At 65.2% G+C, this 19,795-nt stretch carries 20 protein-coding genes; 15 read left to right on the top strand and 5 right to left on the bottom strand.

Annotation, left to right across the window (positions count from 1 at the left end; translation table 11 throughout):
- Positions 1–66: 66 nt before the first annotated feature.
- Positions 67–408 (bottom strand): PDDEXK family nuclease, encoded by a 342-nt coding sequence (locus BLV04_RS19765; protein ID WP_093036472.1) that lies wholly within the window; start codon positions 406–408, stop codon positions 67–69.
- A gap of 106 nt (positions 409–514) precedes the next feature.
- On the opposite strand from BLV04_RS19765, the gene BLV04_RS25725 reads away from it, so the two are divergent.
- Both BLV04_RS25725 and BLV04_RS24530 read left to right on the top strand, forming a co-directional pair.
- A complete protein-coding gene (locus BLV04_RS25725; protein WP_245731957.1) occupies positions 515–994 on the top strand; it encodes a DUF433 domain-containing protein in 480 nt (159 codons plus the stop codon).
- A complete protein-coding gene (locus tag BLV04_RS24530) occupies positions 991–1,347 on the top strand; it encodes a DUF5615 family PIN-like protein (RefSeq protein ID WP_139191972.1) in 357 nt (118 codons plus the stop codon). Before BLV04_RS25725 ends, BLV04_RS24530 begins: the two co-directional genes overlap by 4 nt.
- Before the next feature lie 104 nt (positions 1,348–1,451).
- Here the strand turns inward: BLV04_RS24530 and BLV04_RS19750 are convergent, their stop codons facing one another.
- A complete protein-coding gene (locus BLV04_RS19750) occupies positions 1,452–3,680 on the bottom strand; it encodes an AAA family ATPase (protein WP_093036463.1) in 2,229 nt (742 codons plus the stop codon).
- A 228-nt stretch (positions 3,681–3,908) separates the two neighbouring features.
- Between BLV04_RS19750 and BLV04_RS19745 the strand changes: the two genes are divergently transcribed.
- Positions 3,909–4,385 carry a chemotaxis protein CheB gene (locus BLV04_RS19745; protein WP_093036459.1) on the top strand — a complete coding sequence of 159 codons (477 nt, stop codon included), beginning with the start codon at positions 3,909–3,911 and terminating at the stop codon, positions 4,383–4,385.
- An 88-nt stretch (positions 4,386–4,473) separates the two neighbouring features.
- On the opposite strand, the gene BLV04_RS19740 is transcribed toward BLV04_RS19745, so the two are convergent.
- The 3 genes from BLV04_RS19740 to BLV04_RS19730 form a co-directional block, all read right to left on the bottom strand.
- Positions 4,474–6,477: a transglutaminase TgpA family protein gene (locus tag BLV04_RS19740; protein WP_093036456.1), complete on the bottom strand. Its 2,004-nt coding sequence runs from the start codon at positions 6,475–6,477 to the stop codon at positions 4,474–4,476.
- Positions 6,440–7,435 carry a DUF58 domain-containing protein gene (locus BLV04_RS19735; RefSeq protein WP_093036453.1) on the bottom strand — a complete coding sequence of 332 codons (996 nt, stop codon included), beginning with the start codon at positions 7,433–7,435 and terminating at the stop codon, positions 6,440–6,442. Before BLV04_RS19735 ends, BLV04_RS19740 begins: the two co-directional genes overlap by 38 nt.
- A 113-nt stretch (positions 7,436–7,548) precedes the next feature.
- Positions 7,549–8,502 carry an AAA family ATPase gene (locus BLV04_RS19730; protein ID WP_093036450.1) on the bottom strand — a complete coding sequence of 318 codons (954 nt, stop codon included), beginning with the start codon at positions 8,500–8,502 and terminating at the stop codon, positions 7,549–7,551.
- Positions 8,503–8,564: 62 nt separating this feature from the next.
- On the opposite strand from BLV04_RS19730, the gene mnmG reads away from it, so the two are divergent.
- The 12 genes from mnmG to atpD all read left to right on the top strand — a co-directional run bounded on the left by mnmG (position 8,565) and on the right by atpD (position 19,711).
- On the top strand, positions 8,565–10,439 hold the full coding sequence (gene mnmG / locus BLV04_RS19725; RefSeq protein WP_093036447.1) for a tRNA uridine-5-carboxymethylaminomethyl(34) synthesis enzyme MnmG: 1,875 nt from the start codon (positions 8,565–8,567) through the stop codon (positions 10,437–10,439).
- Positions 10,439–11,104 carry a 16S rRNA (guanine(527)-N(7))-methyltransferase RsmG gene (gene rsmG / locus BLV04_RS19720; protein ID WP_093036444.1) on the top strand — a complete coding sequence of 222 codons (666 nt, stop codon included), beginning with the start codon at positions 10,439–10,441 and terminating at the stop codon, positions 11,102–11,104. The genes mnmG and rsmG overlap by 1 nt, the downstream gene beginning before the upstream one ends.
- A gap of 7 nt (positions 11,105–11,111) precedes the next feature.
- A complete protein-coding gene (locus BLV04_RS19715) occupies positions 11,112–11,900 on the top strand; it encodes a ParA family protein (RefSeq protein WP_093036441.1) in 789 nt (262 codons plus the stop codon).
- Between the two features lie 11 nt (positions 11,901–11,911).
- Positions 11,912–12,841 carry a ParB/RepB/Spo0J family partition protein gene (locus BLV04_RS19710; RefSeq protein WP_093036437.1) on the top strand — a complete coding sequence of 310 codons (930 nt, stop codon included), beginning with the start codon at positions 11,912–11,914 and terminating at the stop codon, positions 12,839–12,841.
- Positions 12,842–13,017: 176 nt separating this feature from the next.
- Entirely contained in the window at positions 13,018–13,398 is a 381-nt protein-coding gene (locus tag BLV04_RS19705) for an ATP synthase subunit I (RefSeq protein WP_093036434.1), read from the top strand.
- A gap of 10 nt (positions 13,399–13,408) precedes the next feature.
- On the top strand, positions 13,409–14,278 hold the full coding sequence (atpB, locus tag BLV04_RS19700) for a F0F1 ATP synthase subunit A (protein ID WP_093036431.1): 870 nt from the start codon (positions 13,409–13,411) through the stop codon (positions 14,276–14,278).
- Between the two features lie 43 nt (positions 14,279–14,321).
- Positions 14,322–14,573 (top strand): F0F1 ATP synthase subunit C, encoded by a 252-nt coding sequence (gene atpE, locus BLV04_RS19695; RefSeq protein WP_007193473.1) that lies wholly within the window; start codon positions 14,322–14,324, stop codon positions 14,571–14,573.
- Positions 14,574–14,654: 81 nt separating this feature from the next.
- Positions 14,655–15,125 carry a F0F1 ATP synthase subunit B gene (locus BLV04_RS19690; RefSeq protein ID WP_093036428.1) on the top strand — a complete coding sequence of 157 codons (471 nt, stop codon included), beginning with the start codon at positions 14,655–14,657 and terminating at the stop codon, positions 15,123–15,125.
- Between the two features lie 9 nt (positions 15,126–15,134).
- A complete protein-coding gene (locus BLV04_RS19685) occupies positions 15,135–15,674 on the top strand; it encodes a F0F1 ATP synthase subunit delta (RefSeq protein ID WP_093036425.1) in 540 nt (179 codons plus the stop codon).
- A 13-nt stretch (positions 15,675–15,687) separates the two neighbouring features.
- Entirely contained in the window at positions 15,688–17,229 is a 1,542-nt protein-coding gene (gene atpA, locus BLV04_RS19680) for a F0F1 ATP synthase subunit alpha (RefSeq protein ID WP_093036422.1), read from the top strand.
- A 134-nt stretch (positions 17,230–17,363) separates the two neighbouring features.
- Positions 17,364–18,227: a F0F1 ATP synthase subunit gamma gene (gene atpG / locus BLV04_RS19675; protein WP_093036419.1), complete on the top strand. Its 864-nt coding sequence runs from the start codon at positions 17,364–17,366 to the stop codon at positions 18,225–18,227.
- A 101-nt stretch (positions 18,228–18,328) separates the two neighbouring features.
- Positions 18,329–19,711, top strand: coding sequence for a F0F1 ATP synthase subunit beta (gene atpD / locus BLV04_RS19670; protein WP_093036416.1), 1,383 nt, complete (start codon positions 18,329–18,331; stop codon positions 19,709–19,711).
- The last annotated feature ends 84 nt before the right edge of the window (positions 19,712–19,795 follow it).

Below are 19,795 nucleotides of genomic sequence, written 5' to 3'. Positions count from 1 at the left end.
AAGTGTGTTCTTACGTGCCTACCCGCTCGAGCGCTGCGACCGGACTGACTCTCGGGCTCGATCAACCTAACCGTTTGCCACGACGACAAAGACCTGCTTGCGGTTGAACGCCTCTTCCGGGAGCTCGACCTCGAATTTCGCCCGATGTGCCCTCTTGAGCGATCGGGACGGATCGGTGGACGTCTTGAACCAGACATCCAGCTCGGCGTATCCCATGCTGCCGAAGAGCTGACCGTAACGGAGCACCTGCAGGAGGTTCGATGCCTGCGATTCCCACGCCTTCAGCTCGAAGATAAAGAGCCGGCCCTCGCGGTCGATGGCCATCAGATCAGGCTCTTCCTGCCATGCGCGGGACTGCATCAGCAGGAGCAGCTCGTCATCGGGAAAGAGGCGGTCCAGCGAGCGCAAGAGGATCCCCTACAGCGGCCGCTCATCGAGCCCGAACGACTGCAGACGCAGGGTCCGCCGCTTGTCTGTAGCGCCGGTCTCGGGGTTGATGCTCAAGAGCATTGTCGTGACTCCTTATGATGCTGCCGACCGGCGTCATAACCTTGCAGGACACCGGGGTCGGCGACGGATCTCGATACGTGTCCTGCGAGGTGCTGCAACGATATCCTTCGTATGCGACACTGCGCGTCGTACTCCTAACAAGTTCCTGGCGACCAACGGGTATCGCTATCCATCGGCGAGATCTGTTGACAAAGACCTGCGTTCATCAGCCCAATTGGGCATGATTTTCAGGGTGGGAGACATCATGAGCTACCTTGCGCATTTCGACGCCAAACCGGATATCTGCGGCGGTGAAACCGTGATTCGCGGAACACGCGTTACGCTTCGGACTCTGCTGGCGAGCCTGGCCGACGGCGACAGTATCGCCCAAGTCCTGGCCGCTTATCCGACGATATCCGAAGAGGATCTTCAGGCTGTGATTGCATTTGCAGCGGCTTCGGCGGAGGAGGATCTGCCGATTCCGGCGATCCCGAAGGTTGCGTGAAGATCAAGCTGGATGAAAACATCCCCTCCACTTTGATGGCGGACCTGTCAGCCTTGGGGCATGACATCGATTCCGTCGTTGATGAGGGTTTGATGGGCCATTCCGATCCGGATGTTTGGGCTGGCGCTCAGAGCAGCGGTCGTTTCCTGATCACTCAGGATCTCGATTTTTCCGACGTGAGGCGGTTTAAGCCAGGCACTCATCATGGAATTCTGCTGATACGCATGAAGCAACCGGGACGCCGCGCCGTCATGAATCGAGTCCTGTCGCTGTTTAATGGCCACGATCTCGGTTCTTGGCGAGGCTGTTTTGTTGTGGCCACCGAGGTCAAGGTACGCGTTCATCGTCCGTGACCGTTCGGTCGACTTGACGTTCCATGCACTGAACCACACCGCCGAAGCGGATCCCGCCCAGATCCGCTTCGGCGCCGACCGGAGCGAGTCGACCCCCTCCGGGATCACGCCGCCCTGACCATCTCCTCTCCCTTCAACCGACACTCCGCGATCAGCCGGCGCAGGAACTGCTCCGGTGTCGGGGTCTCGCCGAGCAGCTCACGCTGGCGGCAGACCGTGGCGAAGTCACCGGGTGTCAGGCTCTCCAGCGCCGTTAGATGCCGCGCGATCTCCGGCGGGACCGGGGCTGTGGCGTCGCCGAGCGCCTCGCGGGCGAACAGGGCGAGGCGCTGGGCCGGCTTCAATGCACGGAAGTGCAGCTTGAAGTCGAACCGCCGCAGCGCCGCGGCATCGATGCCCGACATCAGGTTCGTTGCCGCGATGAAGATGCCGGGAAAGCCTTCCATCTGCTGCAACAGCTCGTTCACCTGCGTACGCTCCCAGCCGTGGCGGGCCGCTCGTCGGTCGGCGAGGAAGCTGTCGACCTCGTCGAGCAGCAGGACCGTGTGCGCCGGGTCGCACGCGCGAAACAGCCGAGCCAGGTTCTGCTCGGTCTCCCCGACATAGGGCGAGACCAAGTCGGAGGCCTGCCGCGCCACCAGCTCGCGGTCGAGCGCCTCGGCCAGCACCTCGGCAAAGGCGGTCTTGCCGGTCCCCGGCGGACCGTAGAAGCACAGGCTGCCGTGCCCCCGTTCGGCCAGCGCGCGGGCGATCGCGCCCGGCGTGATGTCGCCGGCCAGATTCAGATAGGCGACGTCGAACGCCGTACCCGTCCGGCGTCGGCGCGGCCCCGGTGCCCCGTGCAGGAGGCTGCGCAGCGCCCCGATGCCGTCGCGCACGGTCTGCTCGGCCGGCGCCTCCGGGTGCAGGTCGAGCAGACGGCGGGCCGCGCCCAGCTGCGCCGGGGCCAGGGCGGTGTCCGTCGCCAGCTCGTCGAGCAGCGTCGGCGGCAGTGCCGCGTCCCCGAGATGGCACTCGGCCATCCGGCGCCGGACCGACCGCGGCGGGGTCTTGAAGGCAACCGGCAGCAGGAAGCGGCGCAGGAAGGCCGGATCCATCCCCTCGGTGCGATTGGTGATCCAGATCGCCGGCACCGCGTTCTCCTCGAGGATGCGATTCATTCGGCCCTTCTGCCGACCCGCGCTCTGCCGCCCGCCCAGCAACGCGAGCAGGCCGCCGCCCTCGTCGAACACGTCCTCGACCTCGTCGAAGATCAGCACCGCGCCGCCGCGTCGCCCGAGCAGGCGCTGCGCGACCAGATAGGCCGACAGACGCCCGTCGCGATTCAGCCCGTCATCGTCCTCGTCGGCGCTGCGCACCTGATAGGCCCGCAGCCCGCACGCCGCGACCAGGGCACGCGCCAGCTCGGTCTTGCCGGTGCCGGGCGCGCCGTAGAAGAGCGCGTTCACGCCGACCGCCCCGGTGGCCGCGGCGCGGCCCAGGGTCGCGCTCAGGCGAACGCTCTCGGCGACCAGATGCGGGAAGGCATCCAGTCGCCAGGCACCGACGGGCGCCGGCTCGATCAGGAGCGCAAGCAGCGCCTCGCTGTCCTGCGGCGCGGCATCGAGCACGTCGCGCAGGAGGCTTTGCGGGGCTAGGTAGTCCTCCAGATCGGCCTGGTGACGGGTCTCCCGGTCGACCAACCCGAGGCTGCGCAGCGGGGCGCGCTTGGCCAAGGCCTCGCGCACGGCACTCCGATCGAGCCCCAGAACCCCGGCCAAGCGCTCCAGATTGGTCCGCCCGCCGCTTCGGCTGCCCGCGCGCAAGACACTGCGCAGCGCCTCGGACTGCTCGCGCTGCTCCAGGAAATCGAGCACGCAGAGACTGGCCTCGTCGAGCCCGAGAACCTCGCCGAGCAAGGCGATGGTCGTCGAGACCGGCGTCCGCCCGTCGGCCTTGGCCAGACGCGTCAAGACAGCGCGCGGCAGCGACTTCAAGAAGCCTTTGGCCCGATCCTGCTGGCGGTGATCCAGCGGCGGATCCTCGTCGCTCGGCCACTCGCGGCGGTACTGCTTCTTGAGCACGTTGAGCAGGTTCGACCCGCCTCGGATGTCGGCATCTTCGTCCGGCGACCCTTCGTCAACCGGCGGCAGCCAGCCCGCCACGGCCTCGGGATCAAGCAGCGGAAGGGTCAACCGCCACATCGACTCGAGGGCGTCGTCGTTCCTCAAGGCGACGCGTGCGGCCGGGAAGCTGTCGAGCCACTGCAGGGCAAAACGGGCGAGACGGCGCTCGGCGGCCGGGACGACGCCGAAGTCACGACGCCACAGGGTGAGATGCGAATGCTGGCTCATATTTTCGTTGCTCTCTCTGCCAAGGTTGAAGACGTCGACCGTCGTCGGGCCTGTGCGGATCCCGCGATGACTCTGCGGCGGGTCCGCAGCTCGATGGCCTTCGGGTCTCGGGCATCCGGTGACCGGCGGCTCTCGATCGGTCAAACGAGAAACCCCGTTTACGGCGTTTTGCGGCGAGCGGTTTTTCTAGCGGAGTGGATCCGGCGAAGGGCGCATTGGATCATCCGGATGCGACACTGCCTGTCGGATGTGCATCGCGACGGACCGATCTGCGCACTCGAACCAACGCGCCTCGCGGCTTACATTCTCGGTCACGAGTTCCGTCTCGAGCCGATCTCGAAGCCGAGAGGCTGGCTCGACGCGATTACGGTCTTTCGGCGTTCACTGACCGAGGATTGGAACGGCCAGCTGATCGCCGTGATCGTCTCCGGCTACGATGGCGATGGTGCGGCGGCACTTTGCGGCATCAAGGACGTTGGAGGGATCACCATCGCGCAGGCGCTCGAAACCGCCCTGCAGCCGGACATGCCCGAGAGCGCCATCGCCAGCGGGTGCATCGATTTCGTTCTCTCGCCGGAAGAGATCGCGTTGAAGATCGCCGGCATTGCGCGCGGAGAACTTAGTAACGGTTCAGAAACGACTGAGCCATTCTGGTTCTTTCTCCCCCTCTCCCCAACCCCTCTCCCGCGAGGGGAGAGGGGCTAAGATGGGTCGCTTGTTATTGAACGGCTCCTTAGTGCGTTCGGGGAAACCTCGTGCCGTCGCGAGTCGCGAGTCGCGATCTCGGACTCCTTCAACCCCGACGGGCACGCGGTGATCGGGGCCGAAAGTCGCGCAGCAGATCGGCGAGTGCGGTCAGGGTCTCGCGCGGATCCCCCGGTCCGTACCGCGCAGGGATATATAGATCCATGAAGCGCTCGACCATGGGTGCGAGGTCCGGACGTTGCGCGACGACGCGTCCGGCATAGTCCACGGGGCCCTCGTTCGGCAGGCGATCGATCCCGATCCCGGTGAGGCGTTTGCAGAAGCGGGCGTATTCGGCTTGAAGCGGGTCGAGCGGTTTACGCTCGCGAATCGAGGCGAGCACCAGGATCCCGAGGGTGAGGCCGAGTGCGGCGAGCATCAGTGCGACCAGCCCGTACTCGCGCAGCTCGCCCAGCCGAAGCCGTTGCAGCAGGGCTAGTTGATCCTCGACCGAGAAGCCCAGGACCCAATCCTGCCAGGCCGCATCCAGGCTGTCGGCGAAGAGGCGCATGTTGCGCGCGAAACGGGCGATGGCGTCGGCTTGTTCCAGGGTGAAGCGCACCGAAGGGCCCGCGCCCAGCATGCGCGAGGCCCCGCTGTTGTCGACGCGAGAGGGATCGACCGCCGCGGTTGGATCGACCCGCACCCAGCCGCGCCCCTCGATCAGCACCTCGACCCAGGCATGAGCGTCGGACTGCCAGACCATGTGATAGCCGCCGACGCGGTTGAGCTCGCCCCCGAGATAGCCGAGGACGATTCGCGATGGGATGCCGGCCATGCGCATCAAGACGGCAAAGCTACTGGCGTAGTGCTCGCAGAATCCACGTTGGGTCTCGAAGAGGAACTCGTCGGTCGGGTTCGCGCCGAGGCGCGGCGGCATCAGGGTGTAATGGAAGGATTCGCGGTTGAAGAACTGCAGCCCGGCTTGCACCAGCGCCCAATCGTTCTCCGATCGGCTGCGCCACTCCTCGACCAGCCGGCGCATCCGCGGCGTCACGTTGTCCGGGACCTGCAGTCCGGCGGCAAGGCGTGCCGGATCCGGGGCGGCGGTGCGATAGTCGAGCGCGGAGGTCACCCGGTAGCGCTTGACTGCGCTGACGACCTGGCGCGCGATCAGTTGATGATCCGGACTGACAAAGGCCCCGTCCGGGATGCTGTTCGGCATGTCCAGCGCGAAGAGCCAGCGCTGATCGGTCGGCTCCAGGGTCACCTCGTAGTCGATCGGGCGCGCCGCCTCCAAGAGTGTGCCGGCCGGGTCGATGCTCGCGATGTCCTTCCCGACCGACCAGCGGCGCCCGTCGGTCTCCCAGAGGACGGGGCCGCGCCAATAGAGCTGATCGGCAGCGGGCGGCGTGCCGTCGAAACGGGCGCGAAACGCCAGCTCCCCGTTGAGCACGAGCTCGCTGATCGCGCCCGGCTCGAGGCTGTCCGAGATCCCGGTCGTGGCCTTGCTCGGGTCCAGGCCCAGACTCCACAGCGGGGCACTCAGACGCGGAAACAGCAGGAAGAGGATGAGTGTCAGCGGAAGGGCCTGGAGCGAGAGCCTGACGGCGACCGCGACGGCACTGCGCCGTCGCGCCTCCCCGAGCCCGCCGTTCAGATCCACCAGCAGGGCGATGCCGCCCAAGACCACGGCAGCCAGATAGAGCACCAACCAAGGCGATTGGTCGAACAGGAACTCGACGACCACCAGAAACCCGATCAGGGTCGCGACCAGGCGGATGTCCGACTTGCGCCGCAGCTCCATGAGCTTGAGCACCAGCATGGAGACGAAGAGCGCCGTGCCCGCGTTCTGGCCCGACCAGCCCTGATAGGTGACCGCCGCGTTGGCGACGCCGATCAGGGTCAAGGCCGCCAACGGCCAGGTGCCCGGAAGGACCGCCGGCCAGCGCAGCGACGCAAGACGGATCGCGAAGAGCAGCCCGACAAAGGCGCTGATCTGCAGCGCGAGATGCCCCGCGAGCGGGACATAGGCCGCGATCAGGACCAGCGTGACCCAGAGGATCTGGGTCCGCTCAGGCCGCTCGTTGGAGGGGATCGTTCGCTTGGACATGATCGTAAAGCGCCAGATGTGTCAGGCAGCGTTGGAGATGGCCGTCGCCTCGCCCCGGGGCCTCTTCGAGACCGGGCAGTCGCAAGCCGAAGCGGACCCGGGCTTCGGCCGCGTCGAGGACCTGGCGCGTCAGCAGACTGATCCTGGTTTCCGGATCCGTCGCGGTCAGTCCGGCCCAATCGATCCAGACCTCCTGCCCTTGATCCCCTCCGAATTGCTTCACGACGAGCCCACGCTCGCGCGCGTACGCCTTCCAATCAATCTGTCCGGGTGAATCGCCGTCGCGGTATGGTCGCGGTCCCAGATAATCCTCCATCCCCTCGGGTCCTTGCCGGGGGCGCGGCTCGGTGTCGCCCGCCGCGGATCCGGGCTCTGGCGCGACCTGAGCCGGCTGCGGATAGACCAAGGTCGTCGCATCGGTCTGCACATAGCACCAGGCGCGAAAGAGGTGCAGCGGGTAGCGCGTCTCGACCGTCACCTCGTCGAGCACCGACAGGCCGCGTCGCAGTGTCGGGCGAGCGATGCGGATCGTGCCGCAGTCACCGCCCGGGATCGCGATCGCCTGATGTCGCATCTCGCCCGCCGGAATCCCGATGTCGTAGCGCGCCCGCTTCCCGTCGGTGCCGACGACGACCTCGAAAGCGGCATCGTCCCCGACGAAGACCGGCGGGCCGCCGCGAGCCTGAACCGAAAGCCCGAGCAGATTGAACCAGGTGTGGTGCATGGCCACGAGCGCGACGGAGGCGAGAAAAAAGGTAAAGAGCAGCCCCAGGTTGTTCTGATAATTGAGCGAGCCGAGCAGCATGACGAAGAGCACCGCACCGAAACGCAGCCCGTTTCCCGTCGGCAGGATATAGATCTGACGACGCCCGACCCGCGCAACCCCGTCGCCCCCACGCGCCACCCGGCGAAACAAGCTACCGAGCCGTCTAGCCTTAAAGCGCGTCCAGTCGAACATGCGTGATCCTCACCCAAAAAATCCTCGCTTAAGCGGCGTCAACCGCGACGGTGATGGGTAGCGCCCCAGCGGTCGCCTGTACTCCCGCGGTTGTAGGTGCCGCCGAACGCAGCTTAAGCGAGCGCGACACGATCGAGGATCGCACTCACCACAGCCTCCTCGTCGAGCCGCCCCCCATACTCCGAGGCCGCCAATCGATGCACGACGCAGGAGGGCAGGACGGCCTGGATGTCCTCCGGAATCACGTAATCGCGGTCGGAAAGCAGCGCCCAGGCCTTGGCCGCGCGCAGCATCCCGAGCCCCGCGCGCGGGGAGAGCCCGTGCAGGAACCGCTCGCTGCTGCGCGTGAGCGCAAGGATGGCATGGACATACTCGATGATGGCGGGAGCGGCGTGGACCTCGACGACCTTCTGTTGCAACGCCATCAACTGCCCGCCGATCAGGACTGGCTGTTGACGCGCGACCATGGTGCGCCGATCCTCTCCCGCCAGCAGGGCCTTCTCCTGCTCGGCCGCAGGATAGCCGAGTCGAATCCGCATCAGGAACCGATCCAACTGGGACTCGGGCAGCGGAAAGGTCCCGACCTGAAAGAGCGGGTTCTGGGTCGCAATCACGAAGAAGGGCTCGGGCAGGGGTCGGGTCTCGCCCTCGACCGTCACCTGGCGCTCCTCCATCGCCTCCAGGAGCGCACTCTGCGCCTTGGGAGTGGCCCGGTTGATCTCGTCTGCGAGCACCAGCTGGGAGAAGACGGGTCCGGGATGGAAGCGAAACGACTCGGCGGCCCGATCGTAGACCGACACCCCGATCACGTCCGCGGGCAGCAGATCGCTCGTGAACTGGATTCGGGCGTACTCCAGGCCGAGCAGGCGTGCGAGCAGGTGCGCCAGGGTGGTCTTGCCCACGCCGGGCACATCCTCGATCAGGAGATGACCGCGCGCCAACAGACAGGCCAAAGCCAGCCGAAGCTCGTGGTCCTTGCCGAGGATCACGGCCCGTGCGGCCTCGAGCACGCGTTCCCCGAGACTGGCCGACTCGTGCGGAACGCGCCGGGTCAGATGTATCGCCATAGGGGAATCCGTGCGGGCTTCTGGGTTAAACTGCGTGGTCTCATAGACTTGGGTTTCCCTTCATGATGGTCGGCGATCCTTACGACGTGGTGGTGGTGGGCGGCGGTCACGCGGGCACCGAAGCGGCGCTCGCGGCGGCCCGCTGCGGTCTGCGCACGCTCCTTCTGACCCAGAATATCGAAACGGTCGGCCAGATGAGCTGTAACCCGGCCATCGGGGGTATCGGCAAGGGCCATTTGGTCAAGGAGATTGACGCCCTGGGCGGGTTGATGGCTCGTGCGGCGGATCGCGGCGGAATCCAGTTTCGCATCCTCAACGCCAGCAAGGGTCCGGCGGTGCGGGCGACACGCGCCCAGGCCGATCGCATCCTCTACAAGGCCGCGGTGCGCTCGGCGGTCGAGAACCAGCCCGGACTCACACTCTTCCAGCAGTCGGTCGAAGACCTGCTGATCGAGCACGGCCGGGTGGTCGGCGTCGAGACTCAGATGGGGTTGCGCTTTCGGGCACATGCGGTCGTGCTCACGGTCGGGACCTTCCTGGGCGGTCGCATCCATATCGGACTCTCGAACTATGAGGGCGGACGGGCCGGCGATCCACCGTCGAATGCCCTCTCGCGGCGCCTGCGCGAGCTGCCGTTTCGCGTCGAGCGTCTCAAGACGGGCACGCCGCCGCGCATCGACGGGCGGAGCATCGATTTCGCACGCCTGGCCGAGCAGCCCGGCGACGTGCCGGTGCCGGTCTTCTCCTACATGGGCAGCGCAGGGGATCATCCGCGCCAGGTGAGCTGTTACATCACCCACACTAACGCGCGGACCCACGAGATCATCCATTCGGGCCTCTCGCGCTCGCCGCTCTACACCGGCGTCATCGCCGGCGTCGGACCGCGCTATTGTCCCTCGATCGAGGACAAGGTGGTGCGCTTCGCCGAGAAGACGTCGCATCAGATCTTCGTCGAGCCCGAGGGGCTCGAGACCCATGAGGTCTATCCGAACGGCATCTCCACCAGCCTGCCTTTCGACATCCAACAGGCGTTGGTGCGCTCGATCGTCGGATTCGAGCAGGCCCACATCACCCGCCCGGGCTATGCGATCGAGTACGACTTCTTCGATCCGCGCGATCTGAAGCCCTCGCTGGAGACCCGCTATATTCAGGGTCTCTACTTCGCCGGCCAGATCAACGGGACGACCGGTTACGAAGAGGCCGCGGCGCAGGGCCTGCTGGCCGGGGTCAACGCAGCCCTTGCGGTTCAGGGTCGCGACCCTTGGCTGCCGCGGCGCGACGAGGCCTATCTCGGCGTCATGGTCGACGACCTCATCACGCGCGGGACGGCCGAGCCCTACCGGATGTTCACCAGTCGCGCCGAATATCGGCTGATGCTGCGCGAGGACAACGCCGACCTGCGCCTGACCGAGTCGGGCCGACGGCTCGGCCTGGTCGGCGATGCGCAGTGGCGTCGCTTCGAGGACAAGCGCGAGGCGATCGAGCGCGAGCGCCAGCGCCTGCGCGAGACCTTCGTGCGTCCCGAGCGGGTCGATCAGGCGCTCGCCGAGCGCATCCTCGGCGAGCCGCTGCGGCGCGAGGTGCGCGCCTCCGAGCTGCTCGCCCGCCCGAACGTCGGCTATGCCGGGGTCGCGACCCTCGCCGGCGATCCGCCCGAGCCTCTGCCTGCCGACGTCACCGAGCAGCTTGAGATCCAAGCACGCTATCAGGGTTACATCGAGCGCCAACGCGACGAGATCGACCGCCATCGTGATCAGGACGCACGAGCGCTGCCCGAGGATTTCGACTTCGATCAGGTGCGGGGCCTCTCGACCGAGGTGCGCGAGAAGCTCAATCGGGTGCGACCGCACACACTCGGTCAGGCCGCACGCATCCCGGGCGTGACCCCGGCGGCGGTGTCGCTGCTGCTGATCCACCTCAAGCGACGCTGCGCCTGATGACGACCGAAACCCTCGCCGCCGTCGAAGGTGCATCGGTCTCGGACCTGTCCGAGCGGCTGTCACGAGGCGCAACGCAGCTGGATCTCGCACTGGACGGCACTGCGCATGAGCGCCTGCTGCATCTCATCGCACTCTTGGCGCGATGGAACCGGGCCTACAACCTGACCGCGGTGCGCGACCCTGTCGAGGTGGTCTCCAAGCATCTGCTCGACAGCCTCGCCGTTCGGCCATTTCTGTTCGGCGAGAGCATCCTGGACCTCGGCACGGGCGCCGGTCTGCCTGGCTTGCCGCTGGCGATCGTCGAGCCGCAACGGCGCTTTTGGCTGCTCGACAGCAATCAGAAGAAGCTGCGATTCGTCCGCCAAGCGGTCTTGGAGCTGCGGCTCGACAACGTCGAGACGGTCCATGCCCGGATGGAGACATACCGGCCGGGGCGAAACTTCAGTACCATAGTGAGTCGTGCCGTCGCGGCTGCCGATCTGCTCGGTGCCGCTCACCGGGATCTGCTGGCGCGTCCGGGCCGATTGCTCCTGATGAAGGGGCGCGACCTCGACGACGTCGCGCGCATGCAAGACCTGTCGGACGGGTCCGTGCACGTCCATCCGCTGCGAATCCCCTTCCTCGACGTCGAGCGCCACCTCATCGAGCTCCGGAGTGACTGAGTCCCCTATGGTCAACATCATCGCCATTGCCAACCAGAAGGGCGGCGTCGGCAAGACCACGACCGCGGTCAATCTGGCGGCCTCGCTGGCCTCGCTCAAGCGGCGCGTCCTGCTGGTCGACCTCGACCCGCAAGGCAACGCCACCATGGGCTGCGGGGTCGACAAGCACAACCTGGCCAACTCGACCTGCGATCTGCTGCTCGGCGACGTCGCGCTCGCCGATTGTCTGTGTCGCGTCGATGACCCCTCGCCGGGCTTCGATCTGCTGCCGGCCAACGGCGATCTGACCGCGGCGGAGGTCGGGCTGCTCGGCTCGCCCGATCGCGAGCGGCGCTTTGCGAAGGTGCTGGCCGATGCGGTCGCCGACTACGAGCTGGTCATCGTCGATTGTCCGCCGTCGCTCAACATGCTCACGGTCAACGCGCTGGTCGCGGCCGGAGGCGTCCTGATCCCGATCCAGTGCGAGTATTACGCGCTGGAGGGTCTCTCCGCCCTGATGGATACCATCGAGCAGATCCGCGCCAACCGCAACCCGGAGCTGCGGGTGGAGGGGATCCTGCGCACCATGCACGACCCGCGCAACAACCTCGCCAATCAGGTCTCCACCCAGCTCGTCACCCATTTCAAGGATCAGGTCTATCGCACCATCATCCCGCGCAACGTGCGTCTGGCCGAGGCACCGAGTCACGGTTTGCCGGCCCTGCTCTACGACCCCGCGTCCAAGGGCGCGGTGGCCTATCTTGCGCTCGCCAGCGAGCTTCTGCGTCGTCGCGAGACGCGCAAGTCCGCGGCCTGAGGTGGGTGAACATGGATAGCGAGCAGAAATCACCGCCGAAGAAGAAAGGGCTGGGGCGCGGGCTCGATGCCCTGCTCGGCGCCGCCCGTGCGCCGATGGTCGCGGTGTCGAGCCCGGAGGACGCGTCGTCCGCCCCCATGCTCGGCGAGCAGGGGAGCGAGCGGATCACCCGCCTGCCCGTGGAGTGCATCCGACCCGGACGCTACCAACCCCGCCACGACTTCGACCCGGATGCCTTGCGCGAGCTCTCCGATTCGATCCTCGCCCAAGGCGTCATCCAGCCGATCGTTGTTCGCCCCTTGGCCGGCGAGACCTACGAGATCATCGCGGGGGAGCGGCGTTGGCGGGCCTGTCAACAGGCCGGCCTCGCCGAGATCCCGGTCGTGGTGCGTGAGGTCGACGAGCAGGCGGCGCTGGCGATCGGACTGATCGAGAACATCCAGCGCGCGGATCTGAATCCGCTGGAAGAGGCCGGAGCGCTCGAGCGTCTGCTCAAGGAATTCAGCCTGACCCATCAGCAGATCGCCGATGCGCTGGGCAAGTCGCGCTCGATGGTGACCAACCTGTTGCGACTGCTGGATCTCAACCCGGACGTCCGCGACTTTCTCGAGAAGGGCCTGCTGGAGATGGGGCATGCCCGCGCACTGCTCGGCCTGCGGGGGCACGACCAGAGCACGACAGCGGCTCAGGTTGTCAGGGGCGGACTCTCGGTGCGCGAGACCGAGCGCCTGGTGCGCCGGATCCAGCAGTCCGGCGAGGGGCTCGGCGCCTCGGAGCACAAGCCCGATCTCGATCCGAACATCCGGAGGCTTCAGACCGACCTGACCGACAAGCTCGGCGCACGGGTCAAGATCCAGCAGGGCAATCGAGGTGCCGGCAAGCTGGTGATCGCCTACAACAGCCTCGACGAGCTCGACGGTATCCTGGCCCACATCAAGTGATCGGCTCCACCGAGTCTCCCGCAGACCCGAGTCGGTCGCCGGGTCTATTGTTTTCCCCAATCATGAGGATCGTTTTCGGTCGCTGCCGGAACGCCGACAGCGCGTTGACCCTATATACGCGACCCCTTATACTGCGCGCCGGTGAGCGGTGTGCTCAACCAAACCATGACGATCTGATGCATCAGCCGGACACGCTCCAGGCCAAAAGGGTCCTGAAACTCCAGAGTCTCCTTGGCTTGGCCTCGGTGGTATTCGCCCTCCCGTTCGGCGTCTCGGTTGCCGTCTCGGTCCTTGTCGGGGCCGGCTCTTGCCTGGTGGCCAATGCCTTGTTCGCGGCCCTGGTCTTTCGCGGTTATCGCGCCAGGGAGCCCGCGCGCTTGGTCATGCGCATTTACGGTGCCGAGATCCTGAAGATCGTATTGATTCTAGGCTTGTTCACGATCGCCTTCGTGACCCTGGACGACCTTAACCTCCCGGTGTTGCTTGGCGCATATCTCGCGGTCCAGGTCATCCCGACCCTGATTGCGGCTCAAACGCCCGAACGAACCACGAAGTGAGAGACGATCGATGGCTGCTTCCGAAACGCTCACCTCCCAGGCTTATATCCAGCACCATCTCACCAACCTGACGCTCGGCGTTCATCCCGAGCATGGTTTCGGTTTCGCGCACTCCAGTGCCGAGGCTGCCGAGATGGGATTCTGGGCGATCAACGTCGACACCATGTTCTTCTCGATCCTCCTCGGATACCTCTTCATCTGGTTCTTCCGGCGCGTGGCCGAGCAGATGACCGCCGGCGTACCGGGCACGGCGCAGAATTTCGTGGAATGGATCGTCGACTTCGTCGAAGAGAACGTCCGCGGCTCGTTCACTGCAAAGAATCCGCTGGTCGGGCCTCTGGCCCTGACGATCTTCGCCTGGGTCTTCCTGATGAACCTGATGGACCTGATACCGGTCGATCTGCTTCCTTATCTCTTCGGGCAGCTCATGTCGGTGTTCGGTGCAGACCCGCATCATGTCTTCCTGCGCGTCGTGCCGACGACGGATCCGAACGCCACCTTCGGGATGGCCTTGGTGGTCTTCGGTCTCGTGCTCTATTACAGCGTCAAGATGAAGGGCATCGGCGGTTTCGCCGCCGAGCTGACGATGCAGCCGTTCGGCAAGTGGGGTATGCCCGCCAACCTCCTGCTCGAAGGCATCAGTTTGCTCTCGAAACCGCTTTCGCTGGCACTGCGTCTGTTCGGCAACATGTATGCAGGCGAGATGATCTTCATCCTGATCGCGCTCCTCTACGGCGGCAGCATGGTGTTGAACATCACCGGCGGCATGCTGCAGTTCGTCTGGGCCGTGTTCCATATCCTCATCATCACGCTGCAGGCATTCATCTTCATGGTGTTGACCATCGTCTATCTCGACATGGCCCACCAGGAGCATCACTAACCCGTTTTTTCTGCTCTAACACCGTCAATTACTGGAGAGAATCATGGAACTCGAAGTCGCTAACCTGTTCGCCGACGTCATCAAGTTCATCGGTGCTGGCTTGATGCTGGGTCTCGGTGCGGTCGGCGCCGGCGTGGGTATCGGTATCTTGGGCGGGCGCTTTCTCGAAGGCGCAGCCCGTCAGCCCGAGCTGATCCCGATGCTCCGCACCCAGTTCTTCATCGTCATGGGTCTGGTCGACGCGCTGCCCGTCATCGCGATCGCCATGGGTCTGTTCGTGATGTTCGCTGCCTGACACCCATCCCACTTCCGCCGGGGTCGAGGCTGCTGGCCATGTTCCCGGACGCGGTATGAGGCATAGGCACGAGGCAACGCTATGAATATCAATCTGACCCTGTTCGCCCAGATGATCGCCTTCGCGGTGTTCGTCGGGTTCTGTATGAAGTTTATCTGGCCGCCGATCGTCACGGCGCTGGCGGAGCGCAAGGCGAAGATCGCCGAGGGCCTCGCCGCGGCCGAGCGCGGTCATCAAGAGAAGGCGCTCGGCGAGCAGCGCGCCCTCGTCCTCATCAAGGACGCCAAGGCCGCCGCCGCCGATATCGTCGCGCAGGCTCAGAAGCGGGCAACCGAGATCGTCGAGGAGGCCAAGGCCGACGCGCGCAGCGAAAGCGGCCGTGTGGTTGCGGCCGCCCAAGCCGAGATCGACCGGGAGACCAACCGTGCCCGCGAAGAGCTTCGCGAGCGTGTCGCGACACTTGCCGTCGCCGCCGCCGAGAAGATCCTCCGTAAGGAGATCGACATCAAGGCGCATCAGGGCCTCGTCGAATCGTTCGCCAAGCAGCTTTAAGGACCACCCATGGCCGGAGACATCACCACCATCGCGCGGCCTTACGCAGAGGCCGTGTTCGAGCGCGCGAAAGAGGTCGGTCAGTTGGACGCCTGGTCCCAAGCGCTCGAGATGCTCTCGGTCGTCGTGGGCGATCCCCAGATGGCCGAGCAGATCGCCAACCCGAACGTGCCCCGCGAGCGCATCCGCGACATCATCCTCGAGGTCTGCGGCGATGGTCTCCTGCCCGAGGCATCCAATCTCCTGGGGTTGCTGACCGAGAACGCCAGGCTTGCGGCACTGCCCGAGATCGCAAGGCTTTTCGAGGCGAGCCGCACCGCCGACCAAGGCGTGCGCCACGTGCTGATTCGCAGCGCATTCGACGTGAGCGAGTCCGAGCAGGCGGCGGTTTCCGCCGCGCTCGCGAAGCGCTTCGGCGGGCAGGTCGAGGTCACCGTCGAGACCGACAGCGCCCTGATCGGCGGGATCGAGATTCGCGCCGGGGACCTCGTCATCGACGACTCGGTCCGCGGCAAGCTCAAGCAACTGGCTCACGCATTGCAATTCTGAACGGGACACCGCCATGCAACTGAATCCTTCCGAGATCAGCGATCTCATCAAACAAAAGATCGAGAAGCTCGATCTTCAGACCGAGGCGCGGACCGAAGGCACCATCGTCAGCTTGACCGACGGTATCGTGCGCGTGCACGGTCTCTCGGACGCCAAGTACTACGAGATGCTGGAGTTCCCCGGCGACGCCTTCGGGCTTGCGCTGAACCTCGAGCGCGACTCGGTCGGCGCGGTGGTCTTGGGTGAGTACACCCATCTGTCCGAAGGCGATTGGGTGCGCTGCACCGGACGCGTCCTCGAGGTCCCGGTCGGCGAAGGACTGCTCGGGCGCGTCGTCGATGCGCTGGGCAACCCGATCGACGGCAAGGGTCCGATTCAGGCATCGGGCACCTCCCCGATCGAAAAGGTCGCCCCCGGCGTTATCGCCCGTCAGTCGGTCGACGAGCCGGTTCAGACCGGTCTGAAGGCGATCGACGCCATGGTTCCGGTGGGTCGCGGTCAGCGCGAGCTGATCATCGGCGACCGCCAGACCGGCAAGACCGCCGTCGCCGTCGACGCCATCATCAATCAGAAAGGTACCGGCGTTAAGTGCATCTACGTTGCCATCGGGCAGAAGAACTCTTCGATCGCCTCGCTGGTGCGCAAGCTTGAAGAGCACGGCGCGATGGACCACACCATCATCGTCGCCGCCGCTGCAGCGGAATCCGCAGCCATGCAGTTCATCGCGCCCTACGCGGGTTGCACGATGGGCGAGTACTTCCGCGACAAGGGCGAGGACGCCCTGATCGTCTACGATGATTTGACCAAGCAGGCGTGGGCCTATCGCCAAGTCTCGCTGTTGCTGCGTCGGCCCCCGGGTCGCGAAGCCTATCCCGGTGACGTCTTCTATCTCCACTCCCGTTTGCTCGAGCGCGCCGCGCGCGTCAACGCGAACTACGTGGAGCAGGCCACCGGCGGTGCCGTGAAGGGCAAGACCGGATCCTTGACCGCGCTGCCGATCATCGAGACCCAAGCCGGCGACGTGTCGGCCTTCGTTCCGACCAACGTGATCTCGATCACCGACGGTCAGATCTTCCTCGAGACCGATCTCTTCAACGCCGGTATTCGCCCCGCCATCAATGCCGGTTTGTCGGTATCGCGTGTCGGCGGCGCCGCCCAGACGAAGATCATCAAGAAGCTCGGCGGCGGTATCCGTCTTGCGCTCGCTCAGTATCGCGAGCTCGCGGCCTTCTCGCAGTTCGCGTCCGACCTCGACGAGGCCACCCGCAAGCAATTGCAGCGTGGCGAGCGCGTCACCGAGCTGATGAAGCAGTTCCAGTACTCGCCGATGAGCGTCGGTCAGATGGCGGTGTCGCTCTTCGCGGCCAACGAAGGCTATCTCGACGACGTGGACGTCAAGAAGATCGTCGACTTCGAGCAGGCGATGCAGAGCTACATGAAGTCCGCCCAGGCGGCCTTGATCGAGCAGATCGATACGACCGGCGATTACACCGCGGAGATCCAGACCGCGATGCACGAGGCCATCAAGGCATTCAAAGCCAACAACACCTGGTAGGGCAGCCGCCAACCACCAGCCGACACGGTCCTTCCGGACCGTGTCGGCTGGCGTGGTGCATTTTGACAAGTATCGAACCTTCACCAACCTGCCGCCTCCGCCGGAGGCCGGGGCTGAAGGCCGGGAGCTAACAGATGGCAGCCGCCAAAGAAATTCGCACTAAGATCGCGAGCATCAAGAGCACGCAAAAGATCACCGGCGCCATGCAGATGGTGGCGGCTTCCAAGATGCGCAAGGCGCAGGATCGGATGGCGGCGTCCAAGCCCTATTCCGAGAAAATGCTCCAGGTCATCAGCCATTTGGCCCGGGCGACGCCCGAATACCGTCATTCGTTTATGGCGGTCGAGCGCCCTCACAAGCGTGTCGGCTACATCGTGGTCTCGTCAGACAAAGGGCTCTGCGGCGGTCTCAACAGCAATCTCTTTCGGCGTCTCGTGGTCGATATCAAAGAGAAGCGCGCGGTCGGGACCGAGCCGGCATTCTGTACCATCGGATCCAAGGCACTGGGCTTTTTTAAACGCTTCGGCGGGGACGTCAAGGCACAGGTCACGAATCTCGGCGACAAGCCTCACATCGAGGATCTGATCGGCCCCGTGAAGGTTATGTTGGACGCCTTCGAGGCCAAGGAGCTCGACGCCATCTACGTCGCGAGCAACGAATTCGTCAACACCATGACCCAGCGTCCCATGATCCGGCAATTGGTGCCCATCGTCGGTGAAGAGCAGTCCGCGATGCCCTATCACTGGGACTACATCTACGAGCCCGACGCGCGCACCGTGCTCGATGCCCTGTTGACCCGTTATATCGAGTCGCTTGTTTACCAAGCGGTGGTCGAGAACGGCGCCTGCGAACAAGCCTCGCGCATGGTCGCGATGAAGTCCGCCTCGGACAATGCCGGCGACCTGATCAGCGAGCTCCAGCTCGTCTACAACAAGGCTCGTCAGGCCGCGATCACCCAGGAGATCTCCGAGATCGTGAGCGGCGCCGCCGCCGTGTGATCGCCCGATACGTCGCAGTCGCTCGGGCCCAACGCTTGGACATCGAGCGCTCGGACACAAACAGAATCGCTATTGGCCGGAAGGCATAAGAGGAAAAGACTATGAGCTCTGGTAACGTGGTGGAGATCATCGGAGCCGTCGTGGACGTTCAGTTCCCGCGCGGCGAGATACCCAAGGTCTATGAAGCGCTCAAGATCGAGTCGACGGGCCTGACCCTCGAGGTTCAGCAGCAGCTCGGCGACGGCGTCGTGCGCGCGATCGCCATGGGATCCACCGATGGCCTGCAGCGCGGCATCCCGGCGATCGCCACCGGTGCACCGATCCAGGTACCGGTCGGGCAGAAGACGCTCGGGCGCATCATGGACGTCCTGGGCAACCCCATCGACGAGCTGGGCGATGTCGGCTCCGAGGAGCGCTGGTCGATCCATCGTGCCGCTCCGCCGTTCGAAGATCAGGCGACCTCCACCGAGATCCTGGAGACCGGCATCAAGGTCATCGACCTCATCATGCCCATCCCCAAGGGCGGCAAGGTCGGCCTCTTCGGCGGCGCCGGCGTGGGCAAGACCGTCACCCTGATGGAGCTGATCCGCAACATCGCGGCCGAGCATTCCGGCTTCTCGGTGTTCGCCGGCGTCGGCGAGCGCACCCGCGAGGGCAACGACTTCTATCACGAGATGAAGGAGTCGAACGTTCTCGACAAGGTGGCCCTGGTCTACGGCCAGATGAACGAGCCGCCCGGCAACCGTCTGCGCGTCGCGCTGACCGGCCTGACCATGGCCGAGTTCTTCCGCGAAGAAGGCCGCGACGTCCTGCTCTTCGTCGACAACATCTACCGCTACACCCTGGCCGGAACCGAGGTCTCGGCGCTCTTGGGCCGCATGCCCTCCGCCGTGGGTTACCAGCCGACGCTGGCCTCCGAGATGGGCGCCCTGCAGGAACGCATCACCTCCACGCGCACCGGCTCCATCACCTCCTTCCAGGCGGTGTACGTCCCTGCGGACGACTTGACCGACCCGTCGCCGGCGACCACCTTTGCGCATTTGGACGCGACCCTGGTGTTGTCCCGTCAGATCGCCGAGCTGGGCATCTACCCGGCCGTGGATCCGCTGGACTCTACCAGCCGAATCCTCGATCCGAACGTGGTCGGCCAGGAGCACTACCAGACCGCGCGTGCGGTGCAGGGTACCCTGCAGCGCTACAAGGAGCTCAAGGACATCATCGCCATCCTCGGCATGGACGAGCTCTCCGACGACGACAAGCTCGCCGTATCGCGTGCACGTAAGATCCAACGCTTCCTCTCGCAGCCCTTCTTCGTGGCCGAGGTCTTCACCGGCTCGCCCGGTAAGTTCGTGTCCGTGAAGGACACCATCAAGGACTTCAAGGCCATCGTGAACGGTGACTACGATCACCTGCCCGAGCAGGCCTTCTATATGGTCGGCGGGATCGAAGAAGCCGTCGCCAAAGCCGAGAAGATGGGTAGCTAAAACGCGGCCTGCGTGATGTGCGCTGAACGTGACTTTGGTCGGGCGGCGCACTTCTCCACAGATGTCGGCGCAGCCGCGTTTTAG

The sequence above is a fragment of the Thiocapsa roseopersicina genome (assembly GCF_900106925.1).
GTDB classification, from domain to species: Bacteria; Pseudomonadota; Gammaproteobacteria; order Chromatiales; family Chromatiaceae; genus Thiocapsa; species Thiocapsa roseopersicina.
The sequence above is the reverse complement of the archived record's forward strand: the minus strand, read 5'-3'. Positions and strand labels throughout refer to the sequence as shown.

What these genes read in the sequence shown, in the direction of transcription:
- mnmG (WP_093036447.1), top strand. Translation starts at nt 8,565, where the DNA reads ATGATGGTCGGCGATCCTTACGACGTGGTGGTGGTGGGCGGCGGTCAC.
- BLV04_RS19735 (WP_093036453.1), bottom strand. Translation starts at nt 7,435, where the DNA reads ATGTTCGACTGGACGCGCTTTAAGGCTAGACGGCTCGGTAGCTTGTTT.
- BLV04_RS19705 (WP_093036434.1), top strand. Translation starts at nt 13,018, where the DNA reads ATGCATCAGCCGGACACGCTCCAGGCCAAAAGGGTCCTGAAACTCCAG.
- atpD (WP_093036416.1), top strand. Translation starts at nt 18,329, where the DNA reads ATGAGCTCTGGTAACGTGGTGGAGATCATCGGAGCCGTCGTGGACGTT.
- atpE (WP_007193473.1), top strand. Translation starts at nt 14,322, where the DNA reads ATGGAACTCGAAGTCGCTAACCTGTTCGCCGACGTCATCAAGTTCATC.
- BLV04_RS19750 (WP_093036463.1), bottom strand. Translation starts at nt 3,680, where the DNA reads ATGAGCCAGCATTCGCATCTCACCCTGTGGCGTCGTGACTTCGGCGTC.
- atpA (WP_093036422.1), top strand. Translation starts at nt 15,688, where the DNA reads ATGCAACTGAATCCTTCCGAGATCAGCGATCTCATCAAACAAAAGATC.
- BLV04_RS19710 (WP_093036437.1), top strand. Translation starts at nt 11,912, where the DNA reads ATGGATAGCGAGCAGAAATCACCGCCGAAGAAGAAAGGGCTGGGGCGC.
- BLV04_RS19715 (WP_093036441.1), top strand. Translation starts at nt 11,112, where the DNA reads ATGGTCAACATCATCGCCATTGCCAACCAGAAGGGCGGCGTCGGCAAG.
- BLV04_RS19685 (WP_093036425.1), top strand. Translation starts at nt 15,135, where the DNA reads ATGGCCGGAGACATCACCACCATCGCGCGGCCTTACGCAGAGGCCGTG.
- rsmG (WP_093036444.1), top strand. Translation starts at nt 10,439, where the DNA reads ATGACGACCGAAACCCTCGCCGCCGTCGAAGGTGCATCGGTCTCGGAC.
- BLV04_RS19690 (WP_093036428.1), top strand. Translation starts at nt 14,655, where the DNA reads ATGAATATCAATCTGACCCTGTTCGCCCAGATGATCGCCTTCGCGGTG.
- atpB (WP_093036431.1), top strand. Translation starts at nt 13,409, where the DNA reads ATGGCTGCTTCCGAAACGCTCACCTCCCAGGCTTATATCCAGCACCAT.
- BLV04_RS19730 (WP_093036450.1), bottom strand. Translation starts at nt 8,502, where the DNA reads ATGGCGATACATCTGACCCGGCGCGTTCCGCACGAGTCGGCCAGTCTC.
- BLV04_RS19745 (WP_093036459.1), top strand. Translation starts at nt 3,909, where the DNA reads ATGCGACACTGCCTGTCGGATGTGCATCGCGACGGACCGATCTGCGCA.
- BLV04_RS19740 (WP_093036456.1), bottom strand. Translation starts at nt 6,477, where the DNA reads ATGTCCAAGCGAACGATCCCCTCCAACGAGCGGCCTGAGCGGACCCAG.
- atpG (WP_093036419.1), top strand. Translation starts at nt 17,364, where the DNA reads ATGGCAGCCGCCAAAGAAATTCGCACTAAGATCGCGAGCATCAAGAGC.